Origin of the sequence: Pseudonocardia sp. DSM 110487, assembly GCF_019468565.1 — a bacterium.
Classification (GTDB): domain Bacteria; phylum Actinomycetota; class Actinomycetes; order Mycobacteriales; family Pseudonocardiaceae; genus Pseudonocardia.
Map to the genome: position 1 here is coordinate 93,080 of NZ_CP080521.1, position 22,976 is coordinate 116,055.

Annotated in this window: 26 protein-coding genes; 17 read left to right on the forward strand and 9 right to left on the reverse strand. The window is 71.6% G+C overall.

Going from position 1 to position 22,976, the window contains the following annotated elements; genetic code table 11:
• Positions 1-1,446, reverse strand: a complete 1,446-nt coding sequence (locus K1T35_RS49595; RefSeq protein WP_220258225.1) for a septum formation family protein — start codon at positions 1,444-1,446, stop codon at positions 1-3.
• Positions 1,447-1,595: 149 nt separating this feature from the next.
• Here K1T35_RS49595 and K1T35_RS00485 point away from each other — a divergent pair, with 149 nt between their 5' ends.
• Genes K1T35_RS00485 through K1T35_RS00495 form a run of 3 tightly spaced genes read left to right on the forward strand, consistent with a single transcriptional unit; the run spans position 1,596 to position 3,875 of the window.
• A complete protein-coding gene (locus K1T35_RS00485; RefSeq protein ID WP_255621440.1) occupies positions 1,596-2,222 on the forward strand; it encodes a hypothetical protein in 627 nt (208 codons plus the stop codon).
• A gap of 5 nt (positions 2,223-2,227) precedes the next feature.
• Positions 2,228-3,394 (forward strand): glutathionylspermidine synthase family protein, encoded by a 1,167-nt coding sequence (locus K1T35_RS00490; protein ID WP_220258226.1) that lies wholly within the window; start codon positions 2,228-2,230, stop codon positions 3,392-3,394.
• Between the two features lie 19 nt (positions 3,395-3,413).
• Complete coding sequence (locus K1T35_RS00495; protein WP_220258227.1) at positions 3,414-3,875, forward strand: DUF350 domain-containing protein; 462 nt, start codon at positions 3,414-3,416, stop codon at positions 3,873-3,875.
• 3 nt (positions 3,876-3,878) lie between these two features.
• Here the strand turns inward: K1T35_RS00495 and K1T35_RS00500 are convergent, their stop codons facing one another.
• Positions 3,879-4,523, reverse strand: a complete 645-nt coding sequence (locus K1T35_RS00500; RefSeq protein WP_220258228.1) for an endonuclease — start codon at positions 4,521-4,523, stop codon at positions 3,879-3,881.
• 63 nt (positions 4,524-4,586) lie between these two features.
• Here K1T35_RS00500 and K1T35_RS00505 point away from each other — a divergent pair, with 63 nt between their 5' ends.
• The 8 genes from K1T35_RS00505 (at position 4,587) to rfbB (ending at position 9,885) form a co-directional block, all read left to right on the forward strand.
• The gene (locus tag K1T35_RS00505) at positions 4,587-4,847 is read left to right on the forward strand and encodes a type II toxin-antitoxin system Phd/YefM family antitoxin (RefSeq protein WP_220258229.1); all 261 of its coding nucleotides are present in this window, start codon (positions 4,587-4,589) and stop codon (positions 4,845-4,847) included.
• On the forward strand, positions 4,844-5,236 hold the full coding sequence (locus tag K1T35_RS00510) for a type II toxin-antitoxin system VapC family toxin (RefSeq protein ID WP_220258230.1): 393 nt from the start codon (positions 4,844-4,846) through the stop codon (positions 5,234-5,236). Before K1T35_RS00505 ends, K1T35_RS00510 begins: the two co-directional genes overlap by 4 nt.
• On the forward strand, positions 5,236-5,520 hold the full coding sequence (locus K1T35_RS00515) for a hypothetical protein (RefSeq protein ID WP_220258231.1): 285 nt from the start codon (positions 5,236-5,238) through the stop codon (positions 5,518-5,520). The genes K1T35_RS00510 and K1T35_RS00515 overlap by 1 nt, the downstream gene beginning before the upstream one ends.
• Before the next feature lie 38 nt (positions 5,521-5,558).
• Positions 5,559-6,353 (forward strand): HAD family hydrolase, encoded by a 795-nt coding sequence (locus tag K1T35_RS00520; RefSeq protein ID WP_220258232.1) that lies wholly within the window; start codon positions 5,559-5,561, stop codon positions 6,351-6,353.
• Between the two features lie 176 nt (positions 6,354-6,529).
• Complete coding sequence (locus K1T35_RS00525) at positions 6,530-7,069, forward strand: phosphatase PAP2 family protein (protein ID WP_370645549.1); 540 nt, start codon at positions 6,530-6,532, stop codon at positions 7,067-7,069.
• A complete protein-coding gene (locus K1T35_RS00530) occupies positions 7,066-7,986 on the forward strand; it encodes a decaprenyl-phosphate phosphoribosyltransferase (protein WP_220258233.1) in 921 nt (306 codons plus the stop codon). Before K1T35_RS00525 ends, K1T35_RS00530 begins: the two co-directional genes overlap by 4 nt.
• 24 nt (positions 7,987-8,010) lie before the next feature.
• On the forward strand, positions 8,011-8,898 hold the full coding sequence (gene rfbA / locus K1T35_RS00535; protein ID WP_220258234.1) for a glucose-1-phosphate thymidylyltransferase RfbA: 888 nt from the start codon (positions 8,011-8,013) through the stop codon (positions 8,896-8,898).
• A 9-nt stretch (positions 8,899-8,907) separates the two neighbouring features.
• Positions 8,908-9,885 carry a dTDP-glucose 4,6-dehydratase gene (gene rfbB, locus K1T35_RS00540; protein ID WP_220258235.1) on the forward strand — a complete coding sequence of 326 codons (978 nt, stop codon included), beginning with the start codon at positions 8,908-8,910 and terminating at the stop codon, positions 9,883-9,885.
• On the opposite strand, the gene rfbD is transcribed toward rfbB, so the two are convergent.
• The 7 genes from rfbD to K1T35_RS00570 form a co-directional block, all read right to left on the reverse strand.
• Positions 9,869-10,711 carry a dTDP-4-dehydrorhamnose reductase gene (gene rfbD, locus K1T35_RS48630; RefSeq protein ID WP_255621441.1) on the reverse strand — a complete coding sequence of 281 codons (843 nt, stop codon included), beginning with the start codon at positions 10,709-10,711 and terminating at the stop codon, positions 9,869-9,871. The genes rfbB and rfbD overlap by 17 nt on opposite strands.
• Before the next feature lies 1 nt (position 10,712).
• The gene (locus K1T35_RS48635) at positions 10,713-11,261 is read right to left on the reverse strand and encodes a dTDP-4-dehydrorhamnose 3,5-epimerase family protein (RefSeq protein WP_255621442.1); all 549 of its coding nucleotides are present in this window, start codon (positions 11,259-11,261) and stop codon (positions 10,713-10,715) included.
• On the reverse strand, positions 11,258-12,211 hold the full coding sequence (locus K1T35_RS00550; protein ID WP_220258236.1) for an NAD-dependent epimerase/dehydratase family protein: 954 nt from the start codon (positions 12,209-12,211) through the stop codon (positions 11,258-11,260). The genes K1T35_RS48635 and K1T35_RS00550 overlap by 4 nt, the downstream gene beginning before the upstream one ends.
• Positions 12,212-12,598: 387 nt before the next feature.
• Complete coding sequence (locus K1T35_RS00555; RefSeq protein ID WP_220258237.1) at positions 12,599-13,732, reverse strand: serine hydrolase domain-containing protein; 1,134 nt, start codon at positions 13,730-13,732, stop codon at positions 12,599-12,601.
• 64 nt (positions 13,733-13,796) lie between these two features.
• On the reverse strand, positions 13,797-13,982 hold the full coding sequence (locus K1T35_RS00560; RefSeq protein ID WP_220258238.1) for a hypothetical protein: 186 nt from the start codon (positions 13,980-13,982) through the stop codon (positions 13,797-13,799).
• 116 nt (positions 13,983-14,098) lie between these two features.
• A complete protein-coding gene (locus K1T35_RS00565) occupies positions 14,099-14,728 on the reverse strand; it encodes an LppA family lipoprotein (protein ID WP_220258239.1) in 630 nt (209 codons plus the stop codon).
• 113 nt (positions 14,729-14,841) lie between these two features.
• A complete protein-coding gene (locus K1T35_RS00570) occupies positions 14,842-16,881 on the reverse strand; it encodes an alpha/beta hydrolase (RefSeq protein WP_220258240.1) in 2,040 nt (679 codons plus the stop codon).
• A gap of 147 nt (positions 16,882-17,028) precedes the next feature.
• Between K1T35_RS00570 and K1T35_RS00575 the strand changes: the two genes are divergently transcribed.
• Genes K1T35_RS00575 through K1T35_RS00600 form a run of 6 tightly spaced genes read left to right on the forward strand, consistent with a single transcriptional unit; the run spans position 17,029 to position 22,728 of the window.
• Positions 17,029-17,634 carry a bifunctional 2-polyprenyl-6-hydroxyphenol methylase/3-demethylubiquinol 3-O-methyltransferase UbiG gene (locus K1T35_RS00575; RefSeq protein WP_255621443.1) on the forward strand — a complete coding sequence of 202 codons (606 nt, stop codon included), beginning with the start codon at positions 17,029-17,031 and terminating at the stop codon, positions 17,632-17,634.
• A 32-nt stretch (positions 17,635-17,666) separates the two neighbouring features.
• Complete coding sequence (locus K1T35_RS00580) at positions 17,667-18,956, forward strand: lipopolysaccharide biosynthesis protein (RefSeq protein WP_220258242.1); 1,290 nt, start codon at positions 17,667-17,669, stop codon at positions 18,954-18,956.
• 45 nt (positions 18,957-19,001) lie between these two features.
• Positions 19,002-19,703, forward strand: coding sequence for a glycosyltransferase family 2 protein (locus tag K1T35_RS00585; protein ID WP_255621445.1), 702 nt, complete (start codon positions 19,002-19,004; stop codon positions 19,701-19,703).
• 6 nt (positions 19,704-19,709) lie between these two features.
• Entirely contained in the window at positions 19,710-20,132 is a 423-nt protein-coding gene (locus tag K1T35_RS00590; protein ID WP_220258244.1) for a DUF2304 domain-containing protein, read from the forward strand.
• Positions 20,129-21,025 carry a glycosyltransferase family 2 protein gene (locus tag K1T35_RS00595; protein ID WP_255621446.1) on the forward strand — a complete coding sequence of 299 codons (897 nt, stop codon included), beginning with the start codon at positions 20,129-20,131 and terminating at the stop codon, positions 21,023-21,025. The genes K1T35_RS00590 and K1T35_RS00595 overlap by 4 nt, the downstream gene beginning before the upstream one ends.
• 26 nt (positions 21,026-21,051) lie before the next feature.
• Positions 21,052-22,728, forward strand: a complete 1,677-nt coding sequence (locus K1T35_RS00600; RefSeq protein WP_220258245.1) for a hypothetical protein — start codon at positions 21,052-21,054, stop codon at positions 22,726-22,728.
• The last annotated feature ends 248 nt before the right edge of the window (positions 22,729-22,976 follow it).

Genomic DNA, 22,976 nt, shown 5'->3' on the forward strand with positions numbered 1-22,976 from the left:
TTACTGGCCCGCCACGGGGGCGGTCGGGGACACGCTCACCACCGGCGGCTGGGGCTGCTCGGGTTCCTCGGGACGCTCCGGGGCGGGCGGGGTCGTGGCGGTGGGCCGTGCCGGCTCCTCGGGACGCTCCGGCTCGACGGGCGCGCTCGTCGGTGCGGGCGTCGGCGTCGCCGTGGGGAGCTCCTCGGCGGGCGGCCCGTCGGTGGGCGGCGCCTGCGTGCTCGGGGCGGGGGACCCAGGCGTGTTGGTGGCAGGCGGAGCCGGCTCGTCGCCCACCACGACGTCGCCCTTCACCGGGCCGGTGACGGGCGCGAACCCGCTCCGGTCCGGCAGGAGCGCCGCGAGGTTGCAGTTGACCTTGCGGGTGCCGGCGTTCCAGGACGTCTCGGTGATGTTGTCCCAGTAGACGGTGAGGCCCTTGTCCGAGATCGCGTCGGCACTGCCCGCGTACTCGTTGGCGATCTTCGCGCACTGGGGCTGCAGGAAAGCGTCCTGGTCGCCGACCGCGGGGAAGGCGTCGCGGAACTTCTCGGAGAGCTCCACGATCCCGACCGTCTCGACGGCGTGCGGCCCCGAGCAGTCCACGGGGTCGCCGATCGTGCGGCCGTCGATGGCGAGGCAGGTGCCCGGGTCGTGGACCGCGGCCTGCTCGGACTCGGCGGCACGGCCGGCGAGCGGGAGGAGCGCGCCGGACCGGGACGCGCTCTGCACGCCGCACCGCAGCTCACGGTCGCCGTCGGCCCACTTGGACGGCGAGGGCTTCAGCGCGCCGACGCGGAAGCGGCCGTCCGGGTCGAACCTGCCGCCCAGGTAGTCGAGAACGACCGGCTGGCACCGTTCGTTGACCAGCTGGCGCCACTGACGGTCGTCCGGCAGCGCCATGTCGCTTGCGAGCGCGACGGAGCCGGCCTGCTCGAACAGGTGGGGCTGCGTGCAGTCGACGACCTCGGTGTCGGCGGCGTCGGGACGTGACCACATGAGGCAGGTGCCCGGCGTGGCCGGGGGCGGGGGGACCTCACGCGCGCTCGACCCGGCTGCCGCCGGGAGTGCCGCGAGGGTGCCCAGAACGGGCACGGTGGCGCCGGCGAACGAGTCGAGGGTGGCGACGCCCAGCATGGTGAGCGAGCCGATGAGGACGCCGAGGACCATGCGCCGCACCAGCCGCGGCTCGGGGGTACGCGACGCTGCTGGCGGTGGGGGCGCCGGTTGCGCCGACGGCGTCGGGACGCCGTGGCGTCCGGTGCGGGTGCCGCCGGCATCGCCGAACGCCGCGGCGCGCGCGGCGGCGAGGCGGTTGACGTTGGGCACGACGACGGTGGGCGCGTCGCCCGGACGCGGAGCAGGCTGAAGGCGCGGTGCACCTGCCTGCTGCGGCGTATGGGGCCGGCCGTGGGGAGCGGTCAGTCGGTCCATGTCGGCCGTCATCATGCCGTTACCTGCGGTCACGTCCAGAGGTCGGGGTCGATCTGCGCGACCATCGGTCGTTGGCGTGCTGCGAGCGTCAGCGTTTGCCGGTGGATGGTGTCCCGGTACGGTTCGGCGCGCGGGACGGACCTGTCACCGGCCCGGGAGCGCAGCCGAAGGGGGGACGAGCGGTGCCCGAGGACAAGACCGATGGCGACGGTGGGCCGGACGAGCAGCCCGACGGCGCACCGGCACCGGAAGAAGGTAGCCGCGGCCGGATGCGCTTCCAGGACGAGACCACGACCCCGCGCGAGCCCACGCTCGCCGAGCGCCGCGCCCGTGAGGTCGCGGAACGCCGGGCGGAGGAGGCCGAGCGCCAGGAGGCCGAGGAACGGGAGCGCTCCGCGCGCAAACGCAAGCGGATCCTGATCGGCACCGGCGTCACCGTCGGCGTGGTCGCGCTGATCGCCATCGGGTATTCGGTGGTGCAGTCCGACGACGAGGTGCAGGCCCAGTGCGTCGACGAGGAGGGTGTGATCGTCGACGACTCGAACTGCGCCACCCCGGCCGCCTCCAGCACCACCCACTACGGGGGCGGCTTCTACCCGATCTTCATCGGCGGTGGCGGCCGGCAGTACCACTACACCTACGGCGGCAGCGGAAGCATCGGCCAGCGCGTGCAGGGCGGCACGACGACGGTGCCGAGGGAGGGCACCCGCGTCACCACCTCGTCGGGCAAGACGGTCTCGTCCGGCAGCAGCAGTGTGTCGCGGGGTGGGCTCGGGGTCTCCGGCGGCGGCTCGAGCAGCGGGTCCTAGTCGTCATGGAGCGACACACGGGTGAGCCCCGGCCGGGCTGGGAGGCCATCGTCCGCGAGCAGGGCATGGTCTACAACACTCCTGGCCGTGGCATCGGCGGCGAGCCGAGGCCGTACTGGGACGAGTCCGTCCACTACACCTTCTCGATGGACGAGGTCCTCTCGCTGGAGGCCGACGTCGAGGTGATCCACGGGATGTGCCTCCAGGCCGTCGACCACGTGGTCACCACCGAGCGGTACCGCGACTTCGCCCTGCCCGAGTGGTGCTGGGACGGCGTCGCGGCCTCGTGGAAGCGGAGCGACCCGCACGTCTACGGCCGGTTCGACCTGCGTTACGACGGCGGCGGCCCGGCCAAGCTGCTGGAGTACAACGCCGACACCCCCACCACGTTGCTCGAGGCGTCACTGCTGCAGTGGTACTGGCTGAAGGACACCCACCCCGGCGACGACCAGTGGAACTCCTTGCACGAGGCGCTCGTCGAACGCTGGACGACGATCAAGGGCAGGCTGCCGAGCAACGAGATCCACTTCACGTGGTCGGGTGCCGACACCACTGGTGAGGATCACGTCACCGCGGGCTACCTGCAGGAGACGGCGGCCGAGGCGGGCCTGGACACGATCGGCCTCGCCATCGAGGACATCGGATGGGACGCCGCCCTCGACCGGTTCGTCGACCTCGAGGAAGCGCCGATGTCGACGGTGTTCAAGCTCTACCCCTGGGAGTGGGCGCTCACCGACCAGTTCGGCAAGGGCGTCGTCCGCAGCCTTCCCGAGACGCTGTGGATGGAGCCGCTGTGGAAGGCCTTGCTGTCGAACAAGGCGCTCCTCGCCGTGCTGTGGGAGATGTACCCGGGACACCCCAACCTGCTCCCCGCCTACCTCGACCAGCCGGGCCTGCTCACCGAGTACGTCCGCAAGCCCCGGCTGGGCCGCGAGGGCGCGAACATCTCGATCGTCGCGCCCGGCATGGAGCACCAGACGGGTGGCGTGTACGGCGAGGAGGGGTACGTCTACCAGCTCTTCGACCCGCTCCCGGAGTTCGACGGCTACCGTCCCGCGCTGGGTGCGTGGGTGATCGGCGACACCGCGGCAGGGCTGGGCATCCGCGAGACCGTCGGGCTGGTCACCGACGACGGCGCGGCGTTCGTCCCCCACCGCATCCCCGCAACTTGATGCTCCCCCGGACGCTCTGATGGAGGTTTTCGTGACGCTGGCCCAGATCGGTCCGGGTTTCGGCGAGGTGATCGGCCGCGGCGTCGGCGCGATCCTGCTCTACGCGGTGCTCGGCGTCCTGCTGATGCTGCTCGGCTTCTACGCCGTCGACCTCACTACGCCTGGCAAGCTCAACCGGATGGTCCGGGACGGGCTGCCGAACGCCGTGGTGATCACCGCTGCGGGCATGGTGAGCATGGCGTTCATCGTGGTCGTCGCGATCTACGCGTCGAGCGGTGGGCTGCTCGAGGGCCTGCTCCTGTCGCTGATCTTCGGCCTGGTGGGGATCGTGGCGCAGGTCGGCGGCGTGCGGCTGCTGGAGTGGGTCACGGGCATCGACATCGGCAGCGTGCTGGCCGCCGACCGCATCCAGGCCCAGGCCTTCGTCGTCTCGGCCGCCCACCTCGCGCTCGGTCTCGTGGTGGCCGTCGCCATCCTCTGACGGTCACGCGGCGGCCCTGACCTCCTCGACGAGCGACTTGTCCAGCGCCGCCCGCACCAGCGCCGCCGCCAGCGGGGCGAGCTCCGAGCCGGGCGCGAGGCGGGCCAGCTCGTCCGGGTCGGTGGGCAGGCCGACGCGGCGCGCGCCGTCGAGGGCCTTGCCGTCGATCGCGGGGCGAAGCGACGGCCACACGTCCTGCGCCTCGCGGCAGAAGATGTCGGCACCGACCGGTCCCAGCCTCGGGAACCCGGTGAGCGCCTCCCGGACGCGCTTCGGGTCACCGTCGGCGCTGTCGCGCAGCTTCCGCAGGTCGTCGCCGTACTCGCGGTGCATCAGCTCGGCGCCCTCGCCGAGCGCGGTCGCCGTGCTCTCGTCGTAGCGCTTGTAGCTCGCCCTGCCGAGTGCGTCCACGCGGTCCTGCCACGACGCCTCGCGCATCTTCGCGGGCGTCCCCATCCCGGCGTCGGCGAGCGCGCGGGCGGCGTCCACCGCGATGTCGGCCTTGATCCGGGTCGAGAGCAGGACCGACAGCACGAGCAGGCGGTAGAGCGGGGCCGGGCTGTCCTTCAGTCGGATCCCGGCCTGCTCGGCGTAGGTGGTGCCCGCGCGGTCGAGAAGACTCCGTAGGAGCTTGCGTTCGTCGGACATGGCTGATGGGTACCCACTCGGCTGAAGGCTACGTTGGCCTACGTAGGTGCTACGGTCGTAGGCATGTCGAGCGTTCCCTCGCGTGAGCTCCGTAACGACACCGCGGGCGTTCTGCGACGAGTCGAGGCAGGTGAGCGCGTCACAGTCACGGTCAACGGCCGCCCGGTGGCCGAGCTGGTGCCGGTGCAGCGGTCCCGGAGGTCCTGGATCCGGCGCGACGAGCTCGTCGCCCGGCTCCGTCGGGTTCAAGCGGATCCAGGGCTCCGTGACGACCTCGCCCGGCTCGCAGGCGACACGACTGACGACCTCGGACCCATCCGGTGAAGGGTCTGCTGGCTACGAGCGTCTTCATCGCGTTGGAGAGCGGCAGGCCGCTCGACGAGCAGCGGATCCCCGATGAGACAGCCGTGTCGGTGGTGACATTGGCGGAACTGCAGGCCGGTGTGCTGGCCGCGACGGACATCGACGTCCGAGCCCGTCGCCTAGCCACGCTGGACGCTGTCGCTGATATCGAGTTGATCGACATTGATGAATCGGCCGCGCGTGCCTGGGCGCGGATGCGTGTGCATCTGGCCGGGACTGGTCGACGGGTCAACGTCAACGATCTCTGGATCGCAGCGGTCGCCGCATCCCGCGGTCTTCCGGTCGTGACGCAGGACGACGACTTCGGCCCGGTCGAGGGTGTCATGGGACTCGACGTCATCCGCGTCTGATGTTGACCGGCGCCGCCCTGCGTGCCGCGATGGCGGCGGCGCGGTCACGCAGGATGCGTCGCGACGGAGCTGAGTACGAGGTGACGTTCGTGGAGAGCGGGCCGGACGGCGTCAGCGTCAGCGACGGCCATGGTGTCGCCGTGAACCGCGAGTTCCTGCTGGAGGCCCTCGATGCGGGTGGCGACGGGCAGCTGCTGCTCACCCTCGACGGACCGATCACGCCGCTGGCCATCAGCGCCGAGTCGCCCCGATCGGTCTCACTGCTGATGCCCGTGCGCCTCTGAAACCAGGGGCGCGCGCGCCGCGAACGTACCCTGGGCGAGTGCAACCACCCAGGCTCGTCGCCACCGACGTGGACGGCACCCTGCTCGACCCCGACGAGCGGGTGTCGTCGCGTGCGGTCGCCGTCGTCGAGCGGCTGGTCGCGGCCGGGGTCGGTTTCGTGCTGGTCACCGGGCGGCCGCCGCGGTGGATCCCGCCCGTCGTGGCGCAGCTGGACGTCGCCGCGCTCGCTGTGTGCGCCAACGGGAGCGTGCTCTACGACGCCGCTGAGCGCCGCGTGCTCTGGGCCGAGACCCTCGCTCCTGACGCGCTCGCCCGGATCGCCGCGGCCGCCGCTGAGACGCTGCCGGGGTGCGCGCTCGCGGTCGAGCGGGTCGACCTCGGCGCGCCGTTCGTCGCCGAGCCCGGATACCGGCACGCATGGGAGGACGGCGACGGGGTCGCGGCAGACCGTTCCGTTCTGCTGGACCGGCCGGCCGTGAAGCTGCTCATCCGCGATCCGCGGCTGTCCAGCGACGCGATGGTCGCCGCCCTCGCGCCGGTGATCGGCCACGAGGCGGACCTCACGTTCTCGTACCCGCGCGGGCTCGTCGAGGTGTCCCCGCCCGGTGTCACGAAGGCCACCGGCCTCGCCGAGGTGGCGCGGCGGCACGGTGTGACGGCGGCCGACGTCGTCGCGTTCGGCGACATGCCCAACGACCTGGAGATGTTGCGCTGGGCCGGCCACGGCGTCGCCATGGGCAACGCCCACCCGGCGCTCATGGAGGTCGCCGACGAGGTCACGGCGAGCAACGCGGAGGATGGTCTGGCGCTCGTCCTGGAGCGCTGGTTCTGACACGGTTCTGCCCACACCCGACTACGTAGGGTGACCGGGCGTAGCATCGGGCGACGACAGCGCACTCCGTGCGGCGCAGCGCCGCACCGATCACCGGGCGCACTGCCCGCCACGCCGTACTGGAGGCCCCACCTGTGGCCGAGCTCCTCGACCGCCCCGGCCAGCACGCCGTCCCGATCCTCGAGCCGGACGGCACGGTCGACGTCCCGCCGGCAGCGGCCGAGGTCCGAGTCCTCGAGGCCGTGCAGAGCACGCTGGGGCATCCACCCGTCGTGCGGGTCGCGCGCGGGATGTCGTTCTTCGGCGAGCATGCGGCCGGCTGGCTGGCGATGGGCGCGATCGGCGCGCTGGTCGACCGCAAGCGCCGCAGGGACTGGATCGCCGCGACGGCCGCGGTCGCCGTGGCGCACGGGGCGTCGGTCGGGGTCAAGCGCGTGGTGCGCAGGCCGCGGCCGGACGACCCGCGCGTGCAGGTGCACGTCGGCACGCCGAGCAGGCTGAGCTTCCCGTCGGCGCACGCCACATCCACCACCGCGGCAGCGATCCTGTTCGGTGCGTTGCTGCGCAAGCCGCTGGCTGCCGCGCTGGTGCCGTCGATGGCGCTCTCGCGGATGGTGCTCGGCGTCCACTACCCCACAGATGTCCTCGCGGGCTCCGCTCTCGGCGCCGCCGTCGCGGCCGTGGCGCGCCGGGTCATCCGGAAGGAAAAGCGATGACCAGCACCGACGTGCCCACCGAGCAGGCCGTCCCGCACCGCACGCCCGTGAGCGTCGCCCGGGGCGTGCTGAAGACGATGCGGCCGCGGCAGTGGGTCAAGAACGTCCTCGTGCTGGCCGCGCCGTTCGCGAGCGGCGACCTGTTGCGCCAGGGCATCGTGATGGAGCTCGCGGTGGCGTTCGTGGCGTTCTCGATCGCCGCGTCCGGGATCTACCTGGTCAACGACGCGAACGACGTGGCAGCCGACCGCGCCCACCCCACGAAGCGCAACCGGCCGATCGCCGCGGGCATCGTCCCGCCGGGGCTCGCGATGGGCGTCGCCGCCGTGCTGCTGGTGGGTGCGCTCGCGCTGAGCTCGCTGGCCAGCGTCCAGCTGGTGATCGTGCTCGCCGTGTACATCGCGGTGCAGATCGGCTACTGCTACTGGCTCAAGCACCAGGCGGTCCTGGACATCTGCATCGTCGCCTCCGGCTTCCTGCTGCGGGCCATCGCGGGTGGCGCGGCGACGGGCATCGTGCTCTCGCAGTGGTTCCTGCTGGTCGCCGGTTTCGGCTCGCTGTTCATGGTGGCAGGCAAGCGGTACGCCGAGATGATGCTCGCCGAGCGCACCGGCGCGAAGATCCGCAAGTCGCTGGAGAGCTACTCGGCGTCCTACCTGCGGTTCGTGTGGGCGCTCTCGGCCACGGTGCTGATCACCACGTACTCGCTGTGGGCCTTCGACATCGGCGTGGTGCGGCACAACCAGATGTGGTCGGTGATCTCGATCGTGCCGTTCGTGATCGCCGTGCTGCGCTACTCCGTCGATGTCGACTCGGGCAACGGCGGCGAGCCCGAGGAGATCGCGCTGGGCGACCGCGTCCTGCAGGTGCTGGCGCTGCTGTGGGTGGGCACGCTCACGCTGGCCGTCTACTTCTGACGGCGCCGAGTTGAAGCCGCCCCGATGAAGGGCATCATCCTGGCCGGCGGGTCGGGCACGCGGCTGCACCCGATCACGCGTGCGGTGTCGAAGCAGCTGATGCCCGTCTACGACAAGCCGATGGTCTACTACCCGCTGTCGGTGCTGATGCTGGCCGGGATCCGGGACATCCTCGTGATCTCCACCCCGCAGGACGTCCCGGCGTTCCAGCGGCTACTCGGTGACGGCGGCGAGCTCGGCCTCTCCATCGGCTACGCCGAGCAGGCCGAGCCGAACGGGCTGGCCGAGGCGTTCGTGATCGGCGCCGAGCACGTGGGGTCCGACCCGGCGGCGCTGGTGCTCGGCGACAACATCTTCCACGGGCCGGGCTTCTCCGGGCTGCTGCAACGCTCGATCGCCGACGTCGCAGAGGGGGTGGCCGCCTGTGTCCTGTTCGGCTACGCGGTGCGCGACCCGCAACGCTACGGCGTGGCGGAGGCAGGCCCCGACGGCCGGCTGCTGTCGATCGAGGAGAAGCCGGCGCACCCGCGGTCGAACCGCGCGGTCACCGGGCTCTACTTCTACGACAACGACGTGGTCGAGATCGCGGCAGGGCTCATGCCGTCGGCCCGCGGCGAGCTGGAGATCACGGACGTCAACCGCGCCTACCTCGAGCGCGGCACGGCCAAGCTGGTGGACCTCGGCCGAGGGTTCGCATGGCTCGACACCGGCACGCACGAGTCGCTGCTCGAGGCGGGCGAGTACGTGCGCGTGCTGGAGAATCGGCAGGGCGTGCGGATCGCCTGCATCGAGGAGATCGCGATGCGGATGGGATTCATCGATGCGGCCGCGTGCTACGCGCTGGGCGAGCGGCAGGCGAAGTCGGGCTACGGCGAGTACGTGATGGACGTGGCGAAGACTTTCGCCGGGTAGGAGGTTCGGGTGCGGGTCCTCGTGACCGGGGGAGCGGGCTTCATCGGCTCGCACTACGTGCGGTCGCTGCTCGCGGGCGCCTACCCGGCGTACGCGGACGCCGACGTCGTGGTGCTCGACCTGCTCACCTACGCGGGCACGCTCAGCAACCTCGCGCCGTGCGCGGCCGACCCGCGGCTGCGGTTCGTCAGGGGTGACATCCGCGACGCGGACGTCGTCGCCGAGGTCATGACCGGCACGGACGTCGTGGTGCACTTCGCGGCCGAGTCGCACGTCGACCGCTCGATCGCAGGCGCAGCCGACTTCGTCTCCACCAACGTCGTCGGCACCCAGGTCCTGCTTCAGTCGGCGCTGGAGTGCGGCGTCTCGCGGTTCGTGCACGTCTCCACCGACGAGGTGTACGGCTCGATCGACGAGGGCGCATGGCCGGAGACGCACCCACTCGAGCCGAACTCGCCGTACTCGGCGTCGAAGGCGGGCTCGGACCTGCTCGCGCGCTCCTACCACCGCACGCACGGGCTGCCGGTCTGCATCACCCGCTGCTCGAACAACTACGGGCCGCACCAGTTCCCGGAGAAGGTCATCCCGCTGTTCGTCACCAACCTCCTGGACGGGAAGAAGGTGCCGCTCTACGGCGACGGCCTCAACGTCCGCGACTGGCTGCACGTCGACGACCACTGCCGCGGCATCCAGCTGGTCGCGGAGAAGGGCCGCGACGGCGAGGTCTACAACATCGGTGGCGGCATCGAGCTGACCAACAAGGAGCTCACGATGCGGCTGCTCGCCGCCGTGGGTGCCGACGAGTCGATGATCGAGCCCGTCGCCGACCGCAAGGGCCACGACCGCCGCTACTGCGTGGACTGGTCCAAGATCGCCGACGAGCTCGGCTACGCCCCGCGGACGTCGTTCGAGGACGGGCTCGCCGGCACCGTGCGGTGGTACGCCGACCACCGCACGTGGTGGGAACCCCTCAAGAACCGGACCTGACGTACTCCGCCAGCCGCTCGCGCCAGTCCGTCAGCTCCACGCCGGCCGCGGCCGCCTTCGACAGGTCCAGCACGCTGTTCCGCGGGCGGCGGGCAGCGTGCGGCTTGTCGGCGAAGTACTCGGCGGTGGTGGTGTCGGTGACCCGCAGGTCGCCGTGCCCGGCCAGCGCGAACGTGGCCCTGGCGACGTCGGCCCATGACGCGGGCTCGCCGCCGCCCGTCACGTGGTAGGTGCCGTACGGGGCTCCGCTCGTCACGAGGTGGACGATCGCGCAGGCCAGTTCGGTGGCGAACGTCGGCCGCCCGACCTGGTCGGCCACCACCGAGGGCTCGACGCCCTTCCCGGCCAGCCGCAGCATCGTGCGCACGAAGTTGTGGCCGTCGCCGACCACCCAACTCGGCCGCACGAGGTAGTGGCGCTCGACGCCCTGCACCGCGAGGTCGCCCGCGGCCTTGGAGGCGCCGTAGGCCGACAGCGGGCACACCGGCGCGTCCTCCGGGTACGGCAGCGCGGACCGGCCGTCGAACACGTACTCGGTGGACAGGTGCACCAGCGTCGAGCCGGTCCGCCGGCAGATCGCAGCGAGGGCGGCAGGCCCCGTGGCGTTGGCCCGCCACGCGGCGGCGCGGCCCTCGACGGTCTCCGCGCCGTCCACATCGGTGAACGCCGCGGCGTTGACGATCGTGTCGTAGGCCGCCCAGTCGATCGACGCGTCCGCGGCGTCGGCGATGTCGAGGTCGAGGCGGCGCAGCGCGGTGGCGTCCGGCAGTGCGGCGGCCAACGCCCGCCCCACCTGCCCGCCTGCTCCGAGTACCAGTACCCGCACGTCACACTCCCGTCGGGGCGATGGCGGACAGCGGTGGGTGGCCACGGTCCTTGTCGGAGCGGATCGCCTTGTCCTCGGAGATCGGCCACTCGATGCCGAGCGCGGGGTCGAACGCCTGGATCAGCGTGTACCGCGCATCCGGCGTCCAGTGCTCGTTGACCAGGTACGAGTAGACGACGTCCGGGGTGAGCGTCTGGTAGGAGTTTCCGCACCCGCGGGGCACGAAGATCGCGTTGCCCGGGTGCAGCTCGAACGTCTCCACCCGCCCGAACGACTCGCCCGCCCGCAGGTCCACGATCGCGGCGTACGCCCTGCCGTGCGCGAGGGAGATGAACTTGTCCCACGGTTCGGCGTGGATGCCGCGCGTGACGCCCACCTCGGCGTTGTAGGAGACGTTGCTCTGCACGATCTCGAACGGCGGGAACCCGAGCGCCTCGAGCTTCGCGCGCTGGAAGGCCTCCTTGAACCAGCCGCGCCCGTCGTGGTGCAGGACGAGGTCGACGTGCAGCAGGCCGGGGATGGACGTCTGCGACACCCGCAGGTCACTCACGGCGACGGCTCCCGGGGGAGGGTGCGCACCCAGTCGAGGGTGGCACGCAGCCCGTCGGTCAGGTTCGTCGGCGGGGGGAGCCCCAGCTCGGACCGGGCGCGGGTGACGTCGAGGCAGCTGCGCAGCACCTCGCCGTTGCGGGCGGGCAGGAACTCGGGCGCGAAGTCGTCCACGCCTGCCGCCGCGGCAACGGCCTCCGCGAGGGTGAGCACGTCGACCTCGGTGCCGGTGCCGACGTTGTAGACCTCGTGCGGGAGGTCGCTCGCGGCCGCGGCCGCCCGGTTGGCGGTGACGATGTCGCCGACGAACACGTAGTCGCGGGTCTGGCGGCCGTCCCCGAACACCGTGGGTCGCTGCCCGGCGAGAACCCGGTCGCAGAAGATCGCGATGACGCCCGCGTCGCCGCGCGGGTCCTGGCGAGGGCCGTACACGTTGCCGTACCGCAGGGTGACGACGTCGAGCCCGTGGCTGCGCCGGAACCAGCTGCCGTACCGCTCCACGGTGCGCTTGCCCAGCCCGTACGCCGACAGCGGGTCGGTGGGGGTGGTCTCCGGGGTGGGGACGACGTCGGTCTCGCCGTAGATCGCCCCTCCGGTGGAGGTGTTCACGACCCGCCGCACGCCCGCGGCGAGGGCCGCGGAGAAGACGTTGACCGAGCCGAGGACGTTGACCGCGGTGTCGGTGGCCGGGTCGGCCATCGACTTCCGCACGTCGATCTGCGCCGCGAGGTGGAACACCAGATCCGGCGCGAACCCGGTGATGGCCCGGTGTACACCCGCCTCGTCGCGCACATCGAGCTCCACCAGCTCGGCGGCGGGGGAGCCCGCCAGGTTGGCGGCCGAGCCGTGGCTGAGATCGTCCAGCACGAGGACGTCGGCGCCGTCGGCGACAAGGGAATCCACGAGGTTGGAGCCGATGAACCCGGCCCCACCGGTCACTACGGCGCGCACGGCGGGATCGTAACGGGCGCTCCGCGTACGGTGGTGGACGCCAGCAGGCCGGTGGGAGATCCGAGATGTCCGAGTCCAGCGGTGCCCCGGTAGGGCGGAGGCTGCGCGAGATCCGGCTGTGGCGTGGCCTGTCGCTGCGCGCCGTCGCCGAGCTCGCCGGGTTCTCGGCGTCTTACACGGGTGCCCTCGACCGGGAGCGTGCGAGATCGCTTGGTACGCGAGTCGAGCGGCGGCGCTCGAGGAGGAGTCTCGGTCCTTGATCAGCGGAAACGGGACCTGGCGTTCATACCTGAGCGCCAGGTCCCGATCTTCGTGATCATGGCGGCCTGAGGAGCTATGAGTCTTTGCAGCGCGAGCGCGGGGCGCGAGCAGGGGTGCGTGAACCCCTCAGCCCACGCCGAGGCTCGCCCTCAGCAGCGCAGCCAGCCCTGGCGCACTCTCCTCGGCCGTCGGTGGCGTGAGGCGGTTGTGGGTGAACGCGAACCCGAGCCGCCGCTCCGGGTCGGCGTAGGCTTCCGCCCCGCCAAGGCCACCGAAGCCGAACGCGGTCTCCACCCCACCGGAGACCGGGTCGGCGTGCAGGTAGCCCAGCGACTTGAGCGCCGGAGCGTCGATGATCTGGTCGACGTCGCGGCGGCGGATGCGGGTGGCGAGCGCGACCCGCTCCGGGGAGAGCAGCACCCCGCCTCCGTTCGCCAGCGCGCCGTACAGCGCGGCACCCGCGCGTGCCGTCATCGTCGCGCTGAACGGAAGGAAGGCGTCCATGGCCCAGCTCCGACCCGCCGGGGCGACGCGTCGCGGCACGATCGAGTCGGCCAGTATCCCGCCCACCACCCTCTGGAAGGCGTTCCCGCCGGGGAGCTGCGCCTGAAGCGCGACGAAGTCGGCGGCGTCGATGTCGGCGAGCCGGTCCGCCTGTTCCGCGGGCGGCACGACGAACAGCTCGTCCTCGATCCCCAGCGGCACGGCCAGCTCGGTGCGGACGACCTCGTCGATGGTGCGCCCGGTGGCCCGCCGGACGACCTCCGCCATGAGGTAGCCGAACGTGAGACTGTGGTAGCCGGTCTTCGTGCCGGGTTCCCAGGCCGGTTCGAGGTCGGCGATCAGGGACACCACCTGGTCGTAGTCGGTCAGGTCGTCGGGGCTCAGGCCGGCGGGGAAGTAGGGGATCCCGGCGCTGTGCTCGAGCACGTGGGCGACGGTGATCGTCTCCTTGCCGTGCGCGCCGAACTCGGGCCACAGCTCGGCAAGCCTGGTGTCGTAGCGCAACGCGTCGCGCTCCACCAGCCGGTGCGCCACGGTGGCCAGGATCCCCTTGCCGACGGAGAAGACCGGGAACAGCGTCCTCGCGTCGACGAGCTGTCCGGTCGCCGGATCTGCCGTACCGGCCCAGGCGTGGACCACGAGCTCGTCTCCGAGGTACGCGGCCACCTGCGCGCCGAGCTCGACCCCGGATTCGACGAGGTCATCGAGCCGGCGCTGGATGGCCTCCTGGGCCGTGCGAGCAGTCGAGATCGTCATGACCTCGAGTGTGGCGGGCGCCAGTTTGTCTGTGTTGCGATATCTGGTCAGCCTCTATCGCGTTTCAGACACCGCACCAGTGGCCGCGGCGGCGCGTCGCCAGCGCGAACACGAGCGGGAGCGCGATGATGATCAGCGGGATGATCGTGAGGACCGCGATGATGACCATCCATCCCGGATCGATCAGTCGGACCACGATGATCGTGATGAGGGCCGAGAGTTGCAGGGCGACGTTCGTGCTGGTTGTCACTACTTGCTCCCGTCGCGTCGCAAGGATTCTCGCCGCGCCGCCCTCACCTGCGTCTCCGGAGGCATACCGGGTCGCCACCGTCGGCGTGCCGCCAATTGGCTGCGCCCGACAGCGTGTCAAGGGGCCTCGGCGGTGGGGGTGGAGGGCACCCACGGGGTGGGGTTGGTGGAGCGATGGCAGCCGCTGCTGACCCGGAGGACGGTGGCGAGGTTTGTGATGAATCGGTAGTGGGCGTCGAGGGTGGTGTCGAAACCGTTGGTCGTGTGGTCGCCGGGCCTGTCGATCTGCAGGCCCATGGTGGTGAAGCCGTGCTCGGCGGTGATCTCGGCGACGATCCGTTTGGCGTGCGGCCATTGATCATCCGGGATGTTGCGGTCGGTCACCCACGCCGGCGAGGTGGTGGTGTGGCCACCGAGGTGACTCGGGAACCTGTTGCCGCAGGTGCCCCAGGTACGGCCGCTGGATCTGTACCAGGTGAACGGACCGAACTCGGTGTCGAGGCGGTCGCGGATGCGCTGCAGCATGTCGTCGTAGCGGGCGGTCATCTCTTCGAGGGTGGGGCGGGCAGCCAGTTCGGCCTGGGGGTCCATCGTCTTCTCCTGGGTGGACGGGGCAGGGCTGCTGCAGCCGACGCACAGCAACAGCACGAGCGCGGTGAGCAGGACGACACCGACAGCTGGCTGCTGGCGACGTCGGAGCCGGTGGTGTGCCGCGGTGCCGGTGATCGGCCCGGTGAATCCGTCCACGTCAGCGGAGGCTACGGGCCGAGCCCTCGGCCGCGGGGCCGAATGGAGAAATCGAGGTTGCCGGGGTCGGCGTGACTCCGGGGAACGGGCGGGCGGTCGGCGCGGTGTGGTCATCAGAACGCGTCCCACGCCTCGCGAAGGAGGTCGCCGACGCCGGTGTTGGGACCGGTGATGCGTTTGTCGGGCAGACCGGCGACGGTGGCGGCGAGGTTGTGCTGGCTGGTCGTGCCGGGCACCAGGTACTCGCTGTGGCCCTCGGACTCGAGCAGCCTCGTGCCGTCGGGCGCTGTCTCCTCGGCGGCCGACAGGTTCGTGACATCGCCGAGCTGGTTGGTGTCCCCGCCGAAGCTGCCGAGGTCGGCTATCCAGTCCCCGCGGGCCTCCAGCACGCTCAGATGTCCGGGCGGAACGCGGAGGTCGCCGATGTCACCGGTGGAGGCGCCGGGGGAACCGAACAGGACCGCGTCGTCGACCCCGTCGACCAGTTGGAGGGCGTGTCCCGTGGTCGTGGAGCCGTACGAGTGGCCCAGCGCGGTCAGGTGCGGGTCGGTGGAGCGAGCAGCGAGGAGTCCCTCGATGAAACCAGCGAGCTGGGCGCCGCCCTGCTCAGCGGCGTCGTCGACGAGGACGGACTGGCCGGGGTCGCCGAGGGTGTCCCACTGCGGTGCGTCGTAACCGAGCCATGCGACAGCCGCGACCGTTTCGCCTCCTCGTCCGGCGCTCACCAACTGATCGTGGGTCAGGTCCCGCAGGCCCCCCATGTCGGTGACGTATCCCTTCAGGCTGTCGGTGACGGTGGTGGTGAACCCGGGGGTGAAGACCGCGACGTGGTCGGCGGTATCGACACCGACGAGGTTCCCGTCGCCGTCGATGGTTCCCACCGCAACCGCTGCACGGGGTTCCGCGTGCCCGGACACCTCGAGGTGCAGCAGTTGCCGATCCGGCCCGGCGATCGCGTTGGTCACCGCAGCGAGGGCGTCGCGCTGCTCGGCGAGCCGCTCGATCTCGAGGGGAAGCTGGAGCCGGTCGCGGGTTTCGCCTTGGCCTTCCATTCCCGGAGGCAACGCTTCCTCGGCTGTCGCCAAACGGGCGGTGGCCGCGGCGAGCTCCCGGTCGACCCGGGCTCTCTCCCGGTCGAGGAGGGCGCGGTTGGCCTTGTCCCGGTCGGCGGCGGGGACGCCGTCGCGGTTGCCGATCCACTCCGGGTGCTGCGCCAGCACCTGTTGCCTCTGGGCGGGGTCGAGCGCTCGCCACCACGCGGCGTTCTCGGCCGGCCGGGCGCCGGCTGGAGGTGGGGGTGGGATCGGGCCGGGCGCCGAGGTGAAAGACCGGACGACGCTGGTCGCGGCCGGGCCGATGACGCGGTGCGCCGCACCGGCGAGGGTCGCGCCGACCAGGGCGGCGCCGGCGCCGTCCTCGATGCCGTCGACCGTGGTCTGTTCGGCCGTCGCGCCTGCGGGGGTTCCCGACCGGACGGTGCTCGCCCCGGCGGGCCCGTTCTGCGGCGTGCTGCCCGCGGTCGGAGGCTGCGCGAGGTTGCGGATCTCGATCCCGGCGCTGCTGGCTTCTTCGAGCTTGCTGACGCATCGTGCGGCCGCGGCGTCGCGTTGGCCGGCCGCCTCGTCGGCTTTTCGCTGTGCGGCCTGGAGCGCCTGCCCCGCTTGGTCGGCGGCGGTCCGGGCGGCCTGCGCACGCTGAAGGGCGTCTGCCCCGCGTTGCTCGGCGGCCTGGGCGTCGACCGGGTCCAACCGCAGCTGGGCGTCGGCTGCCGCGGTGGCGTGCCGATCGGCGTCCGACCGTGCCGAGTCGTGGTCGGCGGTGGCTCGGTCTCGGTCCGCACTCGCGGTGCTCGCCTCCGCCGCGGCCGCGCGGGCAGCGTCCTGCGCGGCGGCGAGCTCTGTGGCGTAGGTGGCGAGTGCCTGGCTCGCCATCGCGTACGAGGTGGCGAGCCGCGTGAGGTCGGGACCGGTCCGGGTCAGCAGGGCGGTGAAGCCGTCGGCGGCCTCGCCGCGCCACAGCTGCGGTCCCATCCCGGTCTCGATCGCGCGCAGCCGCGACTGGATCTCCTGCGCGCGGGTCTCCACCGTCGCGTACAGGGCGGAGAGACGCCGCGCCTGTTCCGGGTCACCGGGAATCGTGGCGATGCGGGCCATTGGCTCTCCCCCCTTGGGCCGGGCGCCGCCCGGCACGCGATCGTGCCGACGACGCTCGCAGCCGGGCCGCTCCGACGTGAAGGAAGAGTTCTTCCATCGGTGGGGTGGGGCAGCGTTCATGAGGGCATGGCCGTCACACTGAGAGATGTGACTGCGCCAGAGGGTCGGCCGCGTACCGACGCCCCCGACTACGCCGAACGTCTGAAGAACCTGGAACAGGCGCGGTGGAAGCAACGGCTCGACGTGCAGGCGCCGTACCGCTGGAACATCCGCCGGCTCGAGCTCGGCCGGACCCTCGACGTGGGCTGCGGCCTCGGGCGCAACCTGGCCCACCTCGGCGGCGAGGGGGTGGGGGTCGATCACAACGCGGCCTCGGTGTCGGTGGCGCGCGAGCGCGGGCTGGTGGCGTACACGGCGGACGAGTTCTTCACCAGCGCACACGCGCGTGAGGGGTCGTTCGACAGCCTGCTGGCCGCGCACGTCGTCGAGCACATGTCCGAGGACGACGCCGTCGGGCTGCTGAAGACCTACCTGCCGTTCGTGCGCGCGGGCGGCAAGGTCGTGCTGATCACCCCGCAGGAGAAGGGCTACGCCACCGACGCCACGCACGTCCGATTCTGCGGGTTCGCCGAGGTCGCGGCCCTGTGTGAGACCGTGGGGCTGACGGTGGTGCGGCAGTACTCGTTCCCGTTCCCGCGCGCAGCCGGCCGGATCTTCCCGTATAACGAGTTCGTCACGCTCGCCCGGATCTGAGCAGGCCGGACCCAGCCCACTACCGTGGGCACGTGATACCCGCACGCCGCCTCGGCACCGCGGCGCATCTCGCCGCGGGACTCGGGGTGCTCGGTGCGGCGGGCTACGCGTTCGTCGCGGTGGTCGGCCACGTGTTCCACGGCCCGGCCGACGCAGGCGCGCTCAACGCCCTCATCTCGCTGTACATGCTCGTCAACATCATCGGGCCGGGGGTCTTCGCCGCGCTCGAGCAGGAGACGAGCCGCGCGGTCAGCGCCGCGGCGGCGCGCGGGGAGCCGTTGCGTCCGGTCGCCCGGCGCGCCGCGGTGCTCGCGCTCTGGTCGTTCGCCGGTCTCGTCGCGGTCGTTCTCGTGGCGTGGCCGCTCGTGCTGGGCCGGGTCCTCGAATGGCGTCCGGGCCTGTTCGCCGCGCTGCTCGTCGCGATCGCCGGGTCGGGCGCCGTCTACTGGGCGCGCGGCCTGCTGGGCGGGCAGCAGCGCTTCACCGTGTACGCGCGCACGCTGTACGTCGAGGGTGCGGTCCGGCTGCTGCCCTGCCTCGCCCTGCTGGCGTTCGCGCTGGAGGAGCCCTCCGCTTTCGGATTCGCCTTCGCCGTCGGCTCCGCGGTGGCCGCGCTGAGCGTCTGGCCGGCGCTGAAGCTCCCGGCGACGGACGTCGTGACGAGCCCCGACGGCATGGGGCGTTCGCTGCTGTACCTCGCGGGGGCGATCGCGCTCAGCCAGCTGCTCGCCAACCTCGCCCCGGTCGTCGTGACCTACCGGTCGCCGGACGACCTCGTGGCCGCGGCCGTCTTCGGGTCGACGTTCGTGCTCGCCCGAGTGCCGCTGTTCCTGTTCGCGCCGGTGCAGGCAGTGCTACTGCCGCAGGTCACGCGCGCGGCGGCCATGGGGCGCCACGAGGAGCTGACCCGGCGCCTGTGGCAGGTGCTCGGCCTGGTGGCCGGCCTGGGCGTGCTGGGGGTGGCCGGCTGCGTGTGGCTCGGCCCGTGGGCCGCGGAGCAGTTGTTCAACACCGCGTACCGCCCGTCGGTGGGCACGCTCGCGCTGCTCGGCACAGCCACGCTGGTGATGATGCTGGCGCTCGTCGTGCAGCCGACGCTCGTGGCGCTCGCCCGTCAACGTACGGTCACGATCGGGTGGATTGCCGGATCCGTCGTGTTCCTCGTGGTACTGGTGGTTGGGTCGGAGCCGATCACCGCGGCCCTCGTGGCGCAGCTCGCCGGCCCGCTCGTGGTGCTCGCCGTCCTGCTGGTCGGAGTGCTGCGAGCGCTGCGCGTGCCACCAGCGGGCGTGGGTGCATCGCCCGCCACGGGGCGCCGGTAGGTTGACGCGGCCATGCCTGGACAGAACGACCCGGAGGAGAGCGGTGTGACCACCGTCGACGGCAGGCGCAACGAGGACGTCTGGGTCGTGATCCCGGTCTTCAACGAGGCGCCTGTCCTGGAATCCGTTGTCCGGCAGGTACTTGCGGTCTTCCCCAACGTCGTCTGCGTCGACGACGGCAGCCGTGACGGGTCGGCCGAGGCCGTGCTGCGCACGGGCGCCCACCTCGTGCGGCACCCGGTGAACCTCGGCCAGGGCGCCGCGTTGCAGACCGGTCTGACCTATGCACGCGTGCAGCCGGGCGCGCAGTACTTCGTCACCTACGACGCCGACGGCCAGCACCGGCTCGAGGACGCCGCCGCGATGGTCGATGTTGCCCGTTCCGGGGTAGCCGACGTCGTGCTCGGGACCAGGTTCGCCGACCACGCCGACTCGGTGCCGGTGATCAAGCGGCTCGTGCTGCGTCTCGCGGTGCTGCTCAGCCCGGCGGGCCGCAAGCTGCGCCTCACCGACGCACACAACGGCTTGCGTGTACTCACCCGCCCAGTCGCGGACCAGCTGCAAATCTCCATGAACGGCATGGCGCACGCCTCGGAGATCGTCTCGTACCTGGGACGCTCGAAGTGGCGGGTGCGGGAGATCCCGGTGTCGATCCGCTACACCGAGTACTCCCGCAGCAAGGGCCAGTCGCTGTTGAACGGGGTCAACATCCTCTTCGACCTGTCCGTCCGCCACCGAGGAGGCTGATCGGCCGTGCTCATCCAGTTCGTCCTCGTGCTCGCGGTCTTGACGATCATGTACGTCTTCGTCCGCAGCTCCCACGCCGTCTACGTGCAGGCGAGCAAGCGAATCGCGCTCGTGCTGTTCGCGCTGGCGAACGTCTACGCCGTGATGCGGCCAGACGACCTCACCGCGATCGCCAAGCTTCTCGGCGTCGGCCGCGGCACCGACCTCGTGGTGTACGCGCTGGTCGTGGCGTTCATGGCCGGCATGTTCAGCATGTACCAGCGGTTCCGGGTGGTCGACCGTCGCTACACGGAGCTGGCCCGCACCGTGGCCATCCGCGAGGCGGAGCTCATCAACAAGGAACGGGGCCTCCACTCGGCCCAGGTCGTCAGCGTCGCGACCGGCGACGGCGACCGGGCACCGGTGGTGAGCGAGGAAACCGTCCGGTGACGACCGTTGACGTCATGCTGCCCCACTACGGGCGGCTCGACCTCGTGCAGGCCACCATCCGCAGCGTGCTCGCCCAGGACGACCCGAACTGGCGGCTCACGATCCTCGACGACACCGGCGAGTCCGCCGACGACGCGCTCGCCGACTGGTGCGCGGGCCTCGACGACAAGCGTGTGCAGTACCGGCTCAACCCGCGCAACCTGGGCATCAACCGCAACTTCCAGCAGTGCGTCGACCTGGTCGAGCACGACCTCGCCGTCCTCGTCGGCAACGACGACCTCATGCTCCCCGGCTACATCGGCACCGTGCGACGCGCGCACGCGGCGCACCCGGAGGCCGCGATCATCCAGCCCGGCGTCGAGGTGGTGGACGCCGACGGCGCGCCAGCGCGCTCGCTGGTGGACCTGGGCAAGCGCTGGGTGTACGCCCCCAGGGTCACGGAGGCCACCGTATTCGCCGGGCAGGAGCTCGCGGTGAGCCTGCTGCGGGGCAACTGGCTGTACTTCCCGTCGATCTGCTGGCGATCCGAGCCGCTGCGGCGCACCGGGTTCCGCGAGGGCGTCGACGTGGTCCAGGACCTCGCCCTGGTACTCGACCTCGTGCTCGACGGCGAGTCGCTACTCGTCGAGCCCACCACCTGCTTCCAGTACCGGCGTCACGATGCGTCGGTGTCGTCGGCGCACGCCGCCGACGGCAGGCGCTTCACCGAGGAGCGCAGGTTCTTCCTGGAGACGGCCGACCGCATGACCGCGCGGGGCTGGCCGCGGGCCGCGCGCGCCGCCCGCCGCCACCTGTCGTCGCGGATCAACGCCTTGACCCGGCTGCCGGCCGCGGCCCGGCACGGTGGACTCGGCGGCGTCCGCGCACTGGCCCGCCACGCTTTCGGCGCGTAACCGTGGCCCATCGAGGGCCCCTGGTCGTGGCCAGGGGCGTGGACGGAGCGCCCGACGATCTCGCGGCGGCCGCGTGGTGGGTGCGGGCGGTCGTCGCCGTGGGGGTGCCGACGGCCGCGTTCGGTGCCCACGCCCTGCTCTACGGCCGCTGGATCGTCGACGACGCCGGGATCACGTTCGCCTACGCCCGCTCGATCGCCACCGGCGCGGGGCCGGTCCTGCAGCCAGGGGCCGAGCCGGTCGAGGGCTTCTCGAACCCGGCGTGGCTCGGGCTGCTGGTGCTGGGCCGCTGGGCCGGGTTGTTCGACCGGGGCACCTGGTTCGGGATGCCCGACTACGTGGCGTTCCCGAAGCTGCTGGCGCTGGTGCTCGTCGCGGGCGTGTTCGCCTGCTGCTACGCCGTGGCGATCGCCATGACCCGCAGGCCCGCGTTGGTCACGGTCGTCGCGGGCCTGGTGACCGCGGTCGTGCCGTCCTTCGTGATCTGGACGATGTCCGGCCTGGAGAACGCGCTGCTGGCGCTCGCCGCTACGGGAACGGCGGCGGTGCTGGTCCGGGCCGTCGTGGCCGGCCGGTTGCTCGAACCCTCCACGGCCGTCTGGTGCGGCCTGCTCGCAGCGGTGGCGGCGCTCACCCGCCCGGACGGCCTCGTGTACGCCGGAGCCTTCCCACTCGCGGTGCTCCTGCTGCTTCGCCGGGCCGACCTGGCCCGCGCCGCGCGGGCCACAGCGCTGAACCTGCTCGTCTTCGCCGTGCCGGTGGGGGCCTACCTGGCGTGGCGGATCGCGGTGTTCGGGGAGTACCTGCCGAATACCGCGATCGCCAAGTCGCAGGGCCTCCCCGGACTCGCAGCGGCTACCCGGCCCGGCGAGCTGGTGACCTACATCGGGTGGCCTGCCGCGCTCCTGGCGGTCGGGGCCGTCGGGGCCGTCCTGGCGCGACCGGGCATCCGGCGCCGGGCACTCGTGGTCCTGCTCGTGCCGCTCGCGCTCGCGGTAATGGCATTCGGTGTGCTGGCGCCGGATTGGATGGGACAGCTCCGATTCGCCACACCGGTATGGCCACTGGCTGCGCTCGCCGGGGTAGTGGCCGCAGTTGTGGTCGCTCCGCAGTTCGTCGCACGGGCCCGCATCGCGGTGGTGGTACTCGCGATGATCGCGGCCGCGGTTTCCGGGCTCGCATTCGTCGACGGACTGCGCGCATTCCGCGCCGCACCGACCGCGCCGCTGTGCCTCGTCGCGCAGAACACGGGGTGGACGATCAATTCCTATGCGGAGATCGTCGACGTCCCCGATCCGGTGCTCGCCGCTCCCGACATCGGCGGCGCCGCACTCGTCAGTAATCTGCGGGTGGTCGATATCGTCGGTCTCGCCGACCGTCGGATCGCGCAATTCTGGGCGGTCGGCGACATCGCCGGGCTGCGTACTCATCTCCTTCGCGATGTGCGGCCCACCTTCCTCACTCTCAACCCCGATTGGGCGCGGCTGACCGGGCTCGCCGTCGACCCTCGATTGGTCGCGGGTTATGACAAGATTGCGACGAGTCCCGCGGGTGTCACCGACTGGGTGAGGCGCGACGCGCTCGGGCCCGGAGATCTCGACGCGCTCCGGATCCGGGCCGCCGAAGCGGTGGTCGTTGACGAGAACGCCCGTCGGTCGCCGCGGGCGTCCTGTGGCGACGTGCTCGTTCCGGCGGCGGGCTGAGGCGTCGCCTCCGGCGCGGTCGACATCGACATACCTCGAGTCATGGTCGGGTGATGGGGGTCACAACAAGTCGGTTTGGTCGCCTCCTGCCCGTCTGCTAATCTTCGGCCAGACCTTGATCTTGGGATCGAGGTCGTCACCCGGATCCATTGGACGCTGACGTTGCGCGTCGGATGTGGCCGGATGGCGAGTTGCTGGATGCGAGTGCTCTTACCCGTCCAGTGATGGTCGCTTGCCTCAGGCGCGAC

Coding starts and splice junctions, on each gene's coding strand:
- K1T35_RS00490 (WP_220258226.1), top strand. CDS start 2,228: ATGGAGCGACACACGGGTGAGCCCCGGCCGGGCTGGGAGGCCATCGTC.
- K1T35_RS00495 (WP_220258227.1), top strand. CDS start 3,414: ATGGAGGTTTTCGTGACGCTGGCCCAGATCGGTCCGGGTTTCGGCGAG.
- K1T35_RS00500 (WP_220258228.1), bottom strand. CDS start 4,523: ATGTCCGACGAACGCAAGCTCCTACGGAGTCTTCTCGACCGCGCGGGC.
- K1T35_RS00505 (WP_220258229.1), top strand. CDS start 4,587: ATGTCGAGCGTTCCCTCGCGTGAGCTCCGTAACGACACCGCGGGCGTT.
- K1T35_RS00515 (WP_220258231.1), top strand. CDS start 5,236: ATGTTGACCGGCGCCGCCCTGCGTGCCGCGATGGCGGCGGCGCGGTCA.
- K1T35_RS00530 (WP_220258233.1), top strand. CDS start 7,066: ATGACCAGCACCGACGTGCCCACCGAGCAGGCCGTCCCGCACCGCACG.
- rfbA (WP_220258234.1), top strand. CDS start 8,011: ATGAAGGGCATCATCCTGGCCGGCGGGTCGGGCACGCGGCTGCACCCG.
- K1T35_RS00555 (WP_220258237.1), bottom strand. CDS start 13,732: ATGACGATCTCGACTGCTCGCACGGCCCAGGAGGCCATCCAGCGCCGG.
- K1T35_RS00570 (WP_220258240.1), bottom strand. CDS start 16,881: ATGGCCCGCATCGCCACGATTCCCGGTGACCCGGAACAGGCGCGGCGT.